We start from the raw sequence: 14,969 nt of genomic DNA, 5'->3' as shown, positions 1-14,969 counted from the left end.
TGTTCCGGGTGTTTATGGAGTAGCTAACAGATTATTAAACTTTTTTCAAATCAACAAACCAAACACATGATGTCTTTTATTGTTTTTACGGTAGTCCTTTTTATAGCGCTTTGGGGTTGGATCGCTTATGAATACCAACATGCAGCGACTATTTCGTTGGAGGAAGAAATAGAATTGGATGAACAATTGCGAAGATCGTCTTACACGGAAGTGTATGATACGGAATCGAAAGTATGAGTGTGCTTAAAAATAAAACACGCCAAAACTCCTGCCGAATACGACAGGAGTTTTTTATTTATTCGTATTGGTGGTTTAAAATTATGACATATATAAATAAAACTGTTTATTTGCATAGGTTTTATTGAACGATTTTTTCTGTAGGCGTTCATTGAAGAGTACTACCTTTATGTATAAACGAATAATCTTATATTGCTTCCTTTCTTTTTGCTTTTTTTTGTTGATTCCTAGTTATGGTTATGCGCAAAACTTGAGCGCTACTGACCTAAGCATGATCAAGGTGGATGACCTTACTGATGATCAGCTTCGCGCGTATTTGCAGCAAGCCAATGCTTCTGGTATGACACAGGAGGAATTGATGCAAATGGCTGTTTCTTCTGGGATGCCAAGCGAGGAAATTGAGAAATTAACACAACGCTTACAGACAATCCAAGAACAGGATCAAGCACTACAGGCCCCTGCCACAAATCCTTCTACTGGCGATAAGCGTAAAGTAGGAAGGCAGGTACAAGGAGCGACTAACGAAGCTGATACCCTATTGAAGCTTCATCAAGATAATCTAAAATCACCAAGAGAAGAACTGAGAATTTTCGGAGCAGATATTTTTCAGGGATCGAATACCAAATTCGAACCGAATTTACGGATGGCGACACCTAAAAATTATGTAATCGGGGCAGATGATGAATTGTTGTTGGAGCTATATGGCAATTCGGAGGCAAGTTATTCATTAACAGTTAGCCCTGAAGGAGCTATCAACATTCCTTATGTGGGAGTAGTGCCTATTGCTGGAATAACTATTGAACAGGCTATTATTCGCATTAAGGACAAAATGGGAGCAATTTATAGTGGGTTACGAAATGGCAGCACTCGATTAAACGTGAGTGTAGGTAATATTCGCAGTATTCGTGTTATTGTAACTGGAGAAGTTGTAAAACCAGGAACCTATACTTTACCTTCTGTAGCCACAGCCTTTAACGCACTGTATGCGGCAGGCGGCCCCAATGATAAGGGTACCATGCGACAAATTAAAATCATTCGCAACGACAGAGAAGAATCAATAATTGATGTTTATGACTTTTTGCTAAATGGAAGTCTTCGCAATAATATTGTCCTACAAGATCAGGATATTATCCAGGTTGCGCCTTATCTTAGTCGCGTCGAAATAAGAGGGCGGGTGAAACGACCCGCTATTTTCGAATTAAAGGAAGGCGAAACATTTAATCAGTTACTGACGTATGCCGGAGGTTTTGATGAAGAAGCTTATAGGACGCGTATTACTGTCTTTAAAAATACCGCAACTGAACGTAGGGTAGAGGATGTTCTGGCATCTCAGTTCGGGGTCTATTTGCCTCAGAGTGGTGATAAATATCGTGTAGGCAAGATATTGGATCGGTATACGAACAGAGTGCGTATATCAGGTGCCGTCTTTCGTCCTGGCGTTTACGAATTGAGTCAGGGCTTAACCTTAAGTATGCTTATTAAGAAAGCTGATGGAGTAAAAGAAGATGCGTTTATGAATCGCGGTTACATAACGCGGCTCAAAGAAAATCTTGAAAAAGAGCAAGTGGCGTTCTCTGTTGCTGACATTTTAGCGGGGACCCAAAACGATATACCTTTAAAACGAGAGGACGAGGTGGTAATATCATCCATTTTTGATCTAAAAACTGCCTATAAGATTCAAATCGATGGTGAAGTACGCAATGCCGGAACTTACGACTTTGCTGAAGGGATGACTTTAAAAGAGCTCATTGTCCAGGCAGGAGGATTTACGGAAGCCGCCTCGGCCAAGCGAATCGAAATTGCCAGACGCATTAAAGAAAGCAATGTAATGTCACAATCGGCTCATACCTCCGAAATTTATCATGTTAATATTGAACGAGATCTCTCAGGAGCAGAAGATTTTGTATTACAGCCATTCGACGTTATCAATGTTCGACTAGCTAAAGGATATCAAAGACAACGGTCCGTGCGTATTGAGGGCGAAGTACTTTATCCCGGTCAATATATACTTACCCGTAAAGACGAGCGTGTATCTGATTTGATTAAGAGAGCGGGAGGATTTACGGCTTATGCTTACACTGATGGAGCTTCTCTAAAACGCAAAAGTATCTTGGAAGACGAGCTGGATTCAACGGGAAATCAGTTTGAACGTAAATCAAAATTGGAGCAGGAACGTTTTCAAGAACGAGTTGAGCGTTTAAATGCATTGCAAAAGAGCACAATTAATCCGAACGAATTGGGAGCCGTACAACGGTCTGCGGTCAATAACAGCTATGTTGGCATCAATATGGATGAGATTCTTCGGCATCCCGAAGGAAGTAATGATCTAATTCTTGAAGAAGGTGACGTTTTGCATATTCCTAAACAATTGCAAACCGTTAGAGTAAGCGGTGAGGTGCTTTCACCCGTAACAGTGATATATTCATCAAATAAAGGGTTTAAGGAATATATCTCTCAGGCAGGGGGATTTTCGGAGCGTGCATTAAAGAAGAGAGCATACGTTGTTTATGCTAATGGTTCAGCCCGCAGTACGTCTAAGTTTCTCTTTTTTAATAATTATCCAAAGATTAAGCCAGGAGCAGAAATTTTTGTTCCTCAGCGAGAAGCAAGGGGTCGAATAAGTGCCGCTCAATGGATAGGCCTCGGGGGTAGTCTAGCTACTACGGTTGGCGTTATTGTTGCGCTATTCCGTTAAAATAAAGAAGCAGGAGGCGCAATACTTTGACGTAAAAATCAATCACATCATCCTAGTGAATATATATAGTCGCAAAATTTTGAGAAGTTTATTCGGATACGAGATATAATGGCGCTTTGAAGAGCTAATTTTTACTTCTTTCCAGATTATCCAACACTTCCTGAGTAAAACGTTTTGCGGCTTCCGATTCACGGTGGCCATTTAAGTATTCCTTTGCTGCAAGCATGCGTACTTCCGCTAAACTTGAATCTATAGCCGTATTGTTTACCTTTTCTAAGTTAGATGCCAAATTTTTATTTGCTTTAGACGCAATGGATCGTGCTCTTTGAATAACATGGATTCTGTTTACGTTTCTCACCTCGTAAATCCATAGCATCATGTTGAAAAATATGGTGGCCAATACGATTAACATCATTAATTCAGCAGTTTGCATTTGATTTTGAATAGAGAGTGCTAAAGAAACAATGAGTACATTCGTGGTCACAATAATGCCGGAAGCCTGTAAATGTGTTAAACCCAAATCTAATAATCGATGATGTAAATGGTTTCGATCGGCCATAAAAGGAGATTTTCCTCGTAATATCCGAAGGGTAAAGACACGGAAGGTATCAAAAATAGGCATAATCAATAAAGCTATGGCCACCGCAGGGGCGGCGTGCACCCAGGGATAAGGATTTGTTATAGCATCAAATTTATAGATTTCTACAAACCGAATGCTTAAGATCGCTATAATGAAGCCAATGGAATAAGCTCCGGCATCGCCCATAAATATTTGGGCACGTTTTCTCATATTGTATTTTAAGAAACCCAAAACCGCACCTGCCATACTAAAGCTAAGAATACTTAAACCCTTTTCGTCTACAAAATAGAACAGTGCTCCATAAACTAAACTAACAAAAACAGAGATCGATCCCAACAAGCCGTTGATTCCATCAATCAAGTTGAAGGCGTTAATAATAAATACCACAACGAAACTTGTAAAGGTATAACTCAAAATAGGACCAATCTCATGAATCCCCATTACGCCATAGAAATTAGTAAAACGGATATCGGCAAAATAAACTACGATAAAGGCGGTAATAAACTGGGCAATAAATTTTTTATAGGGATCCAATGCAATTAGATCGTCCTTAAGGCCAATGGTAAAGATGATGATGCCTGAGGCAAAAATGAAGTTCGCTTTTGGCAACATGTTGTCATTAATAAAAAGACAACTAACCAAAGCAAAAGCACTAAATACCGCTACGCCACCCAAATTAGGTACTGAATGTTTATGTATCTTCCTAGACTCAAGCGAGGGGTCATCCACCAGCCTTTTCGAATAAGCGATCTTAATAATCGCAGGAATCGCAACTAAGGCAGTTAGGAATGCAAGTATAAAAGGAAGTAATGATGTTAGCATACGAATCGTTTTAGTTAAACATTCAATACCAAAGGTAAGTGAATTTATATATTTCACCAAAGACGGTGATCAATCAATGGATTTTTTTGTTAAATAAATTACTTAATATGCAATATGCTTTTGCGAACGGTCAACCCGCTAGGCAAAGCTATCCCAACTCACAACCTATCTACGTCGATTCTCTTATTTGCTCTATACCCAAATTCGCCTTGGTATTAAAATCATCTGTCAAAAATATTTGTAAATAAAAGGTTTTCTAATAACGGCCTTTTAGGATATTTTGCTACAACAATGCTGCCAAATTAAACTGATTAATTTATTTTTCCTGCAATTTCAACAAAAAAAAAGATCATTCGGTTTGGCCAATTAGCAGATCGCGCTAAAAATCCTGATACCAGTTCCTAAATGAAGCTCTTAAGCCAATATTCAAAACAGCCGTTTTGTTCGTCCAGCTGTCATTTTTTTCCTGTCTAAAGACGCCACCAACTTCGAAGCGTAAATTATATTTAGGATTAATTAAATAGGCTGCCCGAAGATCTAAATAAGTAAGATCTGTTGTCAGCCCTTGGCCGATGCGGTTACCATACAACTGAACGTAATTTTCATATGATTTAAAAATATTTCCCCCGTAGTTTATACTATTACTCGGATCCAAACCATATCTGGCAAAATTTCCATGAAAAGAAAAATCAAATTTCTGAAAGGAGTAATGAAGGCGTCCCACAAACTCCCTGAAATTAGCGCCTAATATATGGGCTAATGGCTGGTTGTAATTCGTATAAGCTGTTATCGGCGTAAAGTGCTGATAGGTGTAAGGTCTTGCACTATTGTACTCGCCCAAAAAGTTCAAGTTCTTAATGCCAAATGCGTCAAAGCCTCGGAAGCCCAATTGGAGAGCATTTTTGTTATTGATGTAACCGCTGCCACTGAATAGCTCTTTGGTATAGAGCTCACCCAGCAATAGTTGCCCGTAAACCGACATATTGTCTAGCACTTTATATTTCGCGGTAGCGCCGATATGTACTTTATCCGGCGAATTGGTATTTGCTGTTTCTATAGGGCGCAAGAAGATGATCGGATTCAGGTAGTTGACATCGAAACCACGCCTGCCTCCGGCATTCTTTGGTGCCCATAAAATGGATTGAAATAAGCCAATCGAAAGTCGGTTATTTACATTCCAGCTTAGGTATTGGAAAGCACCCCATTTCCCGAGGTCACCCATATTCTCTCGGTTGTAGATATCAGTCACCGTACTGCTATCTCTTGAGGCAAAGGGGTCAAGCATATAAGTCCACATACTCATATACTTAACATTTCCTAACGTGCCGGTTAATTTCAAAAACGTATACGGAGAGGAAACGTCTGACAGTAGCATGGAGCGATAGCCATCCCCAATAAAATTTTTATCATACCCTAAGGTAATATTTAAATACTTGATCGGTGTATAAGATACATTGGCTGTTACATAGGCCCAATCTTGGCTACGGCCGGTTCTTTGGTCATAAAGCTTGCCAAACTGCCCGGGAATCACTTTATTTCTTTCTATATAATCGGTTACATAATCAGGAAACAAAGCCTGATTCTCATAAAAACTAGTATAGAATGAAAAATTATTACCGATGGTGACACCTGCTTGAAATCCACGTGTGTTAGTCCATGGATTTCGTTTTTCATTAAATGACCGAGCAATCTGAAAATCTGGAAGAAAGTCGGCATAAAAGGTATAATCCGCTTTTTTTATATCAATCAAGTGCTCATTAAACAGCTTCCGTCCAAGCCAGGTATGTCGATCGCGAACGCCTAAAGCCATGATCGAGTCATAGGCTGGCTGTAAGACTGAATCCAGCACAAGTGGCCTGATACTCGTATGCAACCGGGTATCTTTACTATAAAGTGTCCGATCAAGTTTTTGATAGAGTTGATGAGAAAACGGTATGTATTGAGCCTGCGCATGTACAAAAGACGAAAAGATGTGCAGGGAAATGAAGGCGATTAAAAAAACAAATACGTATTTTCTCATATTAGAATAATAAGTGCTCCTAGCAAGATGCATGCCGAGATGGCAAAGGTAGTTTTTTTAAGACATTTATCTAAAGCCCTTTTGTCAAAGCTTATTCAACAAAAGGCTATATTTCCATTTATTTACTTTACCCCTTACCCTTCAAGGCATACGTTATATAGTTGTCTGCTGTCTAGCAATTGCTAAACTATTTTGTTGTATATAAAAGCAATTTATCTAAGTTTGTCCTTACCATGGGCACCATTAAAAAGAATGCATTTTATAATATTCTTTTATCTATCAGTCAGATTTTATTTCCCCTGATCACTTTTCCCTATATTTCGAGGGTCTTAGGACCTGTCGGTATTGGAAACGTAAGTTTTGTAGACAGTGTTACACAATATTTTATTTTAGCAGCAGCTTTAGGCATTCCCATATACGGTGTAAGAGAAATTGCTAAAAGTAAAGGCAACCCGGAAAAGCGATCAAAAGTCTTTAGCGAACTACTGATTATCCATCTATCAACCACCGCACTTGCTGTTTCGCTGTATGTGGGCATCTTTTTCACCTCGTCACATTTTGAAGTGTATCGCCCCTTATTTTACCTCGGCGCAGGTGCATTGTTTTTTCAGAGCTTGGCGATTGAGTGGCTATTTCAAGGCTTGGAGGAGTTTCCTTATATTACGAAAAGAACCTTGGTGGTACGTGCCTTCTCCATATTGGCTATCTTTTTATTGGTAAATAAACCGGGTGATGAAGTATGGTACTATGGGATATCCTGTATATCTGTATTGATTAATGTGCTTTTTAATATTACTTATGCAAAACGCTTTATTCACCTTCGTCGAAGTCGAAATATCTTTAAAAAGCACGGAAAGGCTTTGTTATATATTTTTTCACTAGGTTTGGTGACCAGTGTTTATACCGTGTTGGATACCGCTTTGCTGGGTTTTTTGTCAACACCTGCGCAGGTTGGTTATTATGCAACATCTGCTCGTCTTATTAAATTGGTCGTTATGATTTTCGTTGCATTTTCCACCGTCTTGATTCCCCCGCTTTCCAAGGCATTCCACGAAGCAAATGAACAAAGCGCGAACTTATTACTGGAAAAATCATTTGGATACACCATATTGTTGAGTGTACCGGCCAGCATTGGTTTATACATAGTGGCTCCTATGGTCATCGAGTTGTATGCTGGTTCGCAATTCACAGAAGCGGTTAGGTCGCTGCAAATCTTGGCCCCTTCTATCCTGTTTATCAGCTTAAGTAACGTCTTCGGCATGCAGATCCTAAATCCAACTAATAATGAACGGCTGTTTTTCAAAGCCGCTATCACAGGAATGCTTATCAGTTTGCTCATCAACTTTAGCCTCATTCCTTTTTTAGGCCAGGTAGGTGCAGCCCTTTCGTCTGTCATTACCGAGTTTTCCGTTTTAGCCTTACTGATTTTTTATGCCTTGAGGAAAGTAAATTTTCGGCCCGCATGGAAATTGCTCTGGCAAGCATTATTAGCATCGCTACCTGTTGTTGTAGTTTGTCGGTTAATTGTGGTTAATATCTCCTCAGTCCCGTTGCAATTGGTCCTAATTATATCTGCCACCATATTGATTTATGCAGGTATTCAATGCTTTGCCTTTCATAATCCTCACTTATCAGCACTCTTGGAAATGCTTCAGGCAAAACTAGGTAAAGCAAAGAATTCATTAAAACGTTAATAATTGTATTTTTGGGCACGCAATGGCAGCAAAACTATTATATATAGCTCTACGTATCGATATTACGGGCGATGGTGCATCTATGTATGCGATGAACAATGTATTAACCTTTGCTTCGCAAGTACCCACGGATGTCCTTACCCTTCAGGGGCCTCGCACCGCTTACGGCCAAGAGTTGCTTAGTAAGCTGCCGTGCAGTATCGAGGAGGTGCAGGTAGAGCCTATTCATCCTACCCGCGAACGGATTAGACTCTTACAACGAGGGCACAATATTTTTCGTGAATCTCCGGCATTGCGTCGCGCTGTTATTAAAAAATTGCAGCAAAATGATTATGCGATCGTTATATTAGAACTTTACTCGGCTTATCTTCTTCCGGCTATCCGCCGGCTCCGTCCAACAATTAACATTGTGCTCAATCAACATAATTATGAATATGAGAATCATCTCGAGTATATACAATTCCGTATCGCCCATCCGCTCAAAAGAAAGCTATATCGTTTGGCCAATTTCCGCTATCGGGCAGTAGAGCACCGTGTAGTACGGGAAGCCGATGGGCTTATTGCAATTTCCGAATATGATCAGCAATTATTTAATAAGATTCGAAATAATGATCAGCAGAGTTATCTATTATCCCCCGCGCTACCGCTGAAGCCTGTAAAAGATCACTATAAACAACAGTGTAGCCATCTCCTTTTTATCGGTATGATGGATTGGTACCCCAATATCCAAGGTGTTTTGCACTTTGTAAAAGACGTATTCCACCCGTTAATCGAGCAAGACCCAAGCTATCATTTTTATATCGTCGGGAAAAATCCCGTAATAGAGATCCAACAGCTGCAATCGGCCAATATTCATATAACGGGAGCTGTTGAAGATATAGACGTTTATATTAAGCAATGCGATCTGATGGTAGTACCGGTTTCGTTAGGAGGTGGCGTTAAGATTAAAGTGATGGAGGCCATTCAAAAGGGGATACCTCTACTTGTACATCAATCAAGTGCACAGGGGTACAAGGGTGTGGCCGACTATTTTGTTGTAAACGATATGGCCGAATTTAAACGAAGAATCATTGCCTATCCACAGGAAATCGCGAACCATATCAGTGCACTTGCGGCGGCACGGAGCGCACTTAACGATCAAATGAGAAACAATAAGGTGACAGCTGCCCGTGTTTTAGCGGATTTTGTTCCTGTTAAACAAACCATCAACACCACCAGGCTTTGATTTACATTATCCTATATATGGTTCTCGGTACCTTTGCACTTTTAGATCTTATTAAAAATGCAGAGAAAATCAAGCATATCCTGTTCTGGTTTTTCGTGTTGGTTCTTATTTTTATCAGTTCGATACGTTGGAATGTCGGTACCGACTGGTATTCATATACCGATTATTTCAGTAAAGTAGAAAGCTATGTTGAAAAGCCCGAAACCAATATGATGGAGAGAGGCTTTACCTATTTAAACTATATAGTAAAAGTATTTACGGATAATTACTCCATACTGCTAACACTCATTGCGATCTTAACAATTGGTTTAAAGGCGCGGTTCATTTATAAGCATGAAAACATCATGCTGCTGAGTCTTTTTTTGTATTTCTGTTATTATATGGCCGATATCTTCGCTGTAAGGCAATATCTAGCCATTTCCATTACGCTTTGGTCTATTCCTTCCATTATCAAGCGGCGTTTCATCCCGTTTGTCTTCATCATTACCATCGCTTCCCTCATACATGTCACCGCGGTATTTTTTATTTTTGCCTATTGGATTTATCCAATGCGTTTTTCGCCGCAATTAATTTATATTTCGTTATCAGTATCGCTTATTTTAGGTTTTGTAGATATTGGCGGTCTACTGGCGCGTCTAGCCATGCACTTGGCCGGGGTCGATTCCCGAGTAGGTGAGAAATTATTGTTTTACAACGAAGAGACACTTGATATGTCTGGCAATCTCTATGTAGCCTTTGCCATTGGTGTCGCCAAACGGGCCATTTTTTTACCCCTATTTATCGCTTTTCAACCGCATGTTGCGCAAATAGATCGGGCAAAATACACCGGATATCTTAACCTGCTTGTATTTGGTAATATAATTTACTTTCTGTTTATGGTAAGCTTACCCGTTATGGCACGCTTATCGACCGGCTTTTTATTATTCGAAATTTTTGTATTAGCCTATTTGGTCTTTTATTTAAAAGATAAAGGTTTACGTTTGGTTACTTTTTTAGTGTTATTGTTGTTTGGAGCTTTCCGACTCTATAACTTGATTTCTGTGTACTATGATTTGTACGTACCTTTTGAAACGATTTTTGCACCAACAGATATTATTCGTGAGTAAGCAATTGTTCTATATCGAGCCTTTTATGCGGGGTAATCAACATGCGCCTTTCAATGCGGCCATGCTTCAGGTGCTTCAATGCGTCTATCCAGAGGCTGCTGTTACACTATGGTGCTCTCCGGATCATTTGCTAGCGTTAAAAGAACAGAGCCCATTGAGTGCTCAAATTACCCATAAACCCTTAAACGTGCCGGCTCTGCAGACAGCTAATAAAATTCGATGGTTTTACAAGCATGCGGCAGAGTGTTGGATTTTAACAAAACTTTTAATACAGGCACACAGCGATGCTGTAGATTTGGTTTATTTTGCTTTTTTATCGCCACCAGCTCAGTGGTTACTGAGTTGCTACCGTGTCTTTTTCTTTAAAAAATGCAATATTATTGTACAACTACATGGATTGGAATTGCTAAAAAGTTCAGCGCAAAATAAAGCTGTTGACCGTTTATACGCATGGCTGCTTCGAAATGCTTTTAGCAGGAAGCGGAGCGGTTTATATTATATCGTATTGGAGAGGCGGGCGCGAAGCTATCTTCAAGAAAAGCAGTTGATACCTCCTGCACATTTACTTTATATACCGCATCCTTATCTTTTTCCGCAGCCGGTAGCTAGGCAAAAATCAGCAAATGTAGTCACCTTTGTTCACTTGGGTGTCGCGCGTTTATCCAAAGGGTCTCAACACTTTTTTGAGCTGGCTAAACAGTTTAAAGAAGAAATAGCGCAGCGTAAGCTTATTTTTCAAGTAGTCGGGCACCTTTTGCCCGAAATGGCTCCCTATGTTAATTCTTACGTTGTTTATCCCAAGAAAGGCGAAATGTTGCCACTTGCCGAATACCAAGAGGCGTTAGCCTCTGCTGATTATGCCCTGTTTTGTTATGGGACGGATAGTTACGAATTAACCGGTAGCGGTGCACTTATGGACGCTATTGCCGCTCATAAAACCATTTTAGGATTACGCAATCCATCCTTTTCCGAAATCTTTGCCATTGTTGCGCAACCTCCCGGAGTGTTATTTGATACCTTAGAAGAGATGGAACAATACATTCGCTCCATTATACATTTAAAAACACCATCCCAAACAGACAGGGAAGTAGCATTTAAAATGCTACAGGAACATTTCGGCGTGGCAAATGTGGCAGAAGAGCTAAGAATACAACTAAAACGAGTTCTATGTTAACAAATCAGGGAGAAACGCATCTAAATGCGACAGCAACAATGCCATTGGTTAGCGTGGTTATTCCGATGTATCAGGCAGAGCAGAGTATTCAAAAAACGCTAACGTCCGTTGTCAATCAGCAGTACCGACCGCTGGAGGTAATCATCGTGAACGATGGAAGCCGTGACCGATCAATAGATGAAGTTCAGCGTTTTATCGCAGCACAAAATACAGATTATATTACCTTTAAGTTGATCAACCAACCGAACCGTGGTGTTTCTTGTGCACGAAACGTAGGTATGCGTCAAGCAAAGGGCCTCTTCATCGCGTTATTAGATGCCGATGATGAATGGTTGCCGACTAAATTAGAAAGACAAATAGGTATTCTGCGTGCCAACCCGGCGATCGACTTTTTAGGTACCAATCGGAATGGCGAGTATTGGAAAAGATGGTTGTTTAAAAAGTTTCAACATCTAACGCCTATTTCAGCACATTTACTATTATACAAAACCTTTTTCGTTACCCCTACCGTGATTTTTAAGCGTGAGGTACTGGACAAAACCGGTTACTTTGACGAACAACAGCGCTATGCAGAAGAAGGGAATTTTTGGATTCGTGTGTGTAACGAGCATCATTGTGTTTTATTAAACGAAAGTTTAGTGATTACCGGAGACGGGAAACCCAATTTTGGTTTTTCCGGTTTATCCTCCAATTTAAAGGAAATGGAAAAGGGCGAGCTTAAGAATATGCGATTAGGTTATCAGCTCGGTGTTGTCGGCTTTTTAGAATATGTATTTTTGGTATTTTATTCCTTAATCAAGTATATTCGTCGATTGGCCATTGTCAAGTTAAGAAGATAATATGCTGAAAAAATATGGTTTTGGAGGCAGCATCAAGCTGCTAATACATTTGATTCGTACAAAGCTATTTTATCCGAAAGCTCGTATCATACGGTTTCCATTTGAGATTCGTAACGCTCGTCACATCCATCTAGGTGAAGGTCTTACCACAGGCGTTGGGTGCAGGTTAGAGGCTTTACCTATTCAAAAAATAGATACCTGTATTCAGTTTGGTAAACGGGTTCAATTAAATGATTATGTTCATATCGGTGCCGTGGAGCAGGTTTCAATTGGTGACGAGGTACTCATTGCCAGTAAAGTATTTATTACTGATCATAATCACGGCTCGTTCGATAATCAATGCGATAGCCACGAAATGATGGCTGCGCCGATCGACCGGCCCTTACGGTCCAGACCTGTGCATATAGGTAATCGTTGTTGGCTAGGTGAAAATGTGGTTATTTTGCCGGGGGTAACTTTAGGCGAGGGTTGCGTTGTTGGAGCAGGCTCGGTGGTCACAAAATCCTTTCCTTCCTATTCGCTGCTGATGGGCAACCCCGCTCGATTATATAAAAAATTCAATTTAGAATCCGGTCGGTGGGAGCTGGCCTAAAGTGCATCTGATAATACAACATGACAATTACGGCATCCATCGTTCTCTATCATAATGATCCTTTAGAGGTTCAAGAAGCTGTGCGGAGCTGCCTTTCCTCCCCCTTGATCAATAAGGTATATTTAGTGGATAATTCAACGGAGGATAATTTTCGAAGCTTAGCTAATAACGAACGGATCGAGTATATCTCCAACGCCGAAAACATCGGTTTCGGCGCAGCACATAATTTGGCCATACAACGTTGTGTGACGTCGGACTATCATATAATTGTAAATCCGGATATCGCTTTTCATGAAGGTGTGATAGAACACTTGACGGCATTTATGGATCAACATCCGGATATAGGCCTCGTGATGCCAAAAGTTCTATACAAGAATGGACAATTGCAGCGACTGTGTAAGTTATTGCCTACACCCTTTAACTTATTTGGTCGTCGTTTCGCACCAAACCGACGCTGGGCAAGGCAGTTGAACGAACAATACGAATTATCATTTTTTCAATACGATCAAATCGCCGATATACCATGTCTATCCGGCTGCTTTATGTTTGTTCGTAATAACGTGTTGCAAACCTTAGGTGGTTTTGATACTCGTTTTTTTCTCTACCTGGAAGATGTAGATCTGGTACGGCGTATTGGGCATATTGCTCGTACCGTCTTTTATCCCCATGTATCCATCAGCCACGGCTATCAAAAAGAATCGTATCATAATAGCAAGGTTCTTCGCATGCATATGAAGTCGGCTATTCAATATTTCAACAAATGGGGCTGGCTATTTGATCGAGAACGGAAGCAGATCAATCAAGACACCTTGAAGAAATTAACAGGAAAAAAGTAAAAAGCGTTATCTTCGCAGGGAATAATTGACTAGTCGATGATTACTAATAGTATAATATATCATCATAGAAAATAGCGAATGAACCAAACAAACCAAGATAATCAGCTAACCTTGCATGAGCTGGTACATAAAGGTAAAGAGGTAGCTGCCTATGTAAAGAATAAATGGCTTCTATTAGTTGGTGCTTTAATAATCGGAAGCGTCATCGGCATTTGCTATGCTCTTTTTAAAAAAAACCAATATAAAGCATCCCTCAGTTTCGTCCTGGCCGAGCAAGGAGGAGGAGGAGGAGGCCTCAGCGCTTACGCTGGCATCGCATCGCAATTTGGGATTGATTTAGGAGGCGTTGGGGAAAGTAGCAGTCTATTTCAAGGCGATAATATTTTAGAATTTATTCGTTCTCAACGAATGATCACGCAGACGCTATTAAGCAAAGTCGACTTAGAAGGAGAACAAGTAGTTTTGGCCAATCGATACGCTATGGCAAGTGGCTTTCGTGCTGACTGGGACGAAGAATCCCAGCTAAAAGATTTCTCTTTTGCTGCTACGGCTTTGCCGTCAGGAAATCCACTTCAAGATAGCTTAATCCAAGTATTGTACAGGCATATCGTTAAGAAAAGCTTAACGGTGGTAAAGCCCGATAAAAAATTGAATATTATTCAAGTGAGCACCAAAAGCACAGATGAGCTTTTTGCGAAAACATTTACTGAACAGCTCATTCATCGGGTCATGAACTTTTATGTAGAAACTAAAACAAAAAAAGAACAGGATAACCTTAATATTCTCACGCATCAAGTAGATTCTGTGCGAAAAGAACTATATGCGGCTATTGGAGGGGTAGCAGCTGCTACAGATGCCAACCCTAATCCAAACAGAGCTTTACAGCAATTAGGTGTTTCCTCCCAACGACGGCGGGTAGATGTGCAAGCGAATTCAGCGATTTTAGAAGAGCTAGTTAAAAACCAGGAGCTCGCCAAAATTAGTTTGCGAAAAGAGATGCCCATATTACAGATTATTGATCGGCCTATTTTACCCCTTGAGAGCGATGTCATGGGGCCTATAAAAGGAGCCCTTATTGGCGCTTTTCTTTTGGTATTTTTAACGGCTAGTGCGCTTATTGCGCGCGTTTTGCTAAAATCAATCCATTAA

12 protein-coding genes are annotated in these 14,969 nt (G+C 40.3%); 10 read left to right on the top strand and 2 right to left on the bottom strand.

Annotation, left to right across the window (positions count from 1 at the left end):
- Positions 1-66 precede the first annotated feature (66 nt).
- Together E0E36_RS27625 and E0E36_RS00355 are read left to right on the top strand one after the other, a co-directional pair.
- The gene (locus E0E36_RS27625; protein ID WP_165446889.1) at positions 67-237 is read left to right on the top strand and encodes a hypothetical protein; all 171 of its coding nucleotides are present in this window, start codon (positions 67-69) and stop codon (positions 235-237) included.
- A 169-nt stretch (positions 238-406) separates the two neighbouring features.
- Complete coding sequence (locus E0E36_RS00355; protein ID WP_130854375.1) at positions 407-2,932, top strand: SLBB domain-containing protein; 2,526 nt, start codon at positions 407-409, stop codon at positions 2,930-2,932.
- Positions 2,933-3,056: 124 nt separating this feature from the next.
- Here E0E36_RS00355 and E0E36_RS00350 read toward each other — a convergent pair whose 3' ends face one another.
- The gene (locus tag E0E36_RS00350) at positions 3,057-4,334 is read right to left on the bottom strand and encodes a glycosyltransferase family 4 protein (RefSeq protein ID WP_130854374.1); all 1,278 of its coding nucleotides are present in this window, start codon (positions 4,332-4,334) and stop codon (positions 3,057-3,059) included.
- A gap of 379 nt (positions 4,335-4,713) precedes the next feature.
- Complete coding sequence (locus tag E0E36_RS00345) at positions 4,714-6,354, bottom strand: gliding motility protein RemB (RefSeq protein ID WP_130854373.1); 1,641 nt, start codon at positions 6,352-6,354, stop codon at positions 4,714-4,716.
- 233 nt (positions 6,355-6,587) lie between these two features.
- On the opposite strand from E0E36_RS00345, the gene E0E36_RS00340 reads away from it, so the two are divergent.
- From E0E36_RS00340 to E0E36_RS00305, 8 genes are all read left to right on the top strand, one after another.
- Positions 6,588-8,048 (top strand): flippase, encoded by a 1,461-nt coding sequence (locus E0E36_RS00340; protein ID WP_130854372.1) that lies wholly within the window; start codon positions 6,588-6,590, stop codon positions 8,046-8,048.
- 22 nt (positions 8,049-8,070) lie between these two features.
- On the top strand, positions 8,071-9,273 hold the full coding sequence (locus E0E36_RS00335; RefSeq protein ID WP_130854371.1) for a glycosyltransferase: 1,203 nt from the start codon (positions 8,071-8,073) through the stop codon (positions 9,271-9,273).
- Positions 9,270-10,379 (top strand): EpsG family protein, encoded by a 1,110-nt coding sequence (locus E0E36_RS00330; protein ID WP_130854370.1) that lies wholly within the window; start codon positions 9,270-9,272, stop codon positions 10,377-10,379. Before E0E36_RS00335 ends, E0E36_RS00330 begins: the two co-directional genes overlap by 4 nt.
- Positions 10,372-11,553 (top strand): glycosyltransferase family protein, encoded by a 1,182-nt coding sequence (locus E0E36_RS00325; protein ID WP_130854369.1) that lies wholly within the window; start codon positions 10,372-10,374, stop codon positions 11,551-11,553. The genes E0E36_RS00330 and E0E36_RS00325 overlap by 8 nt, the downstream gene beginning before the upstream one ends.
- Complete coding sequence (locus E0E36_RS00320) at positions 11,547-12,392, top strand: glycosyltransferase family 2 protein (RefSeq protein ID WP_242627100.1); 846 nt, start codon at positions 11,547-11,549, stop codon at positions 12,390-12,392. The genes E0E36_RS00325 and E0E36_RS00320 overlap by 7 nt, the downstream gene beginning before the upstream one ends.
- Position 12,393: 1 nt before the next feature.
- Positions 12,394-12,984 (top strand): DapH/DapD/GlmU-related protein, encoded by a 591-nt coding sequence (locus tag E0E36_RS00315; protein WP_130854368.1) that lies wholly within the window; start codon positions 12,394-12,396, stop codon positions 12,982-12,984.
- Between the two features lie 20 nt (positions 12,985-13,004).
- Positions 13,005-13,820: a glycosyltransferase family 2 protein gene (locus E0E36_RS00310; RefSeq protein WP_130854367.1), complete on the top strand. Its 816-nt coding sequence runs from the start codon at positions 13,005-13,007 to the stop codon at positions 13,818-13,820.
- 78 nt (positions 13,821-13,898) lie between these two features.
- Complete coding sequence (locus E0E36_RS00305; protein ID WP_130854366.1) at positions 13,899-14,969, top strand: GumC domain-containing protein; 1,071 nt, start codon at positions 13,899-13,901, stop codon at positions 14,967-14,969.

It is taken from the genome of Olivibacter jilunii (assembly GCF_900607235.1).
Classification (GTDB): Bacteria; Bacteroidota; Bacteroidia; order Sphingobacteriales; family Sphingobacteriaceae; genus Olivibacter; species Olivibacter oleidegradans.
Note: the sequence above shows the minus strand (reverse complement) of the source record. Positions and strands in the feature narration are given on the sequence as shown.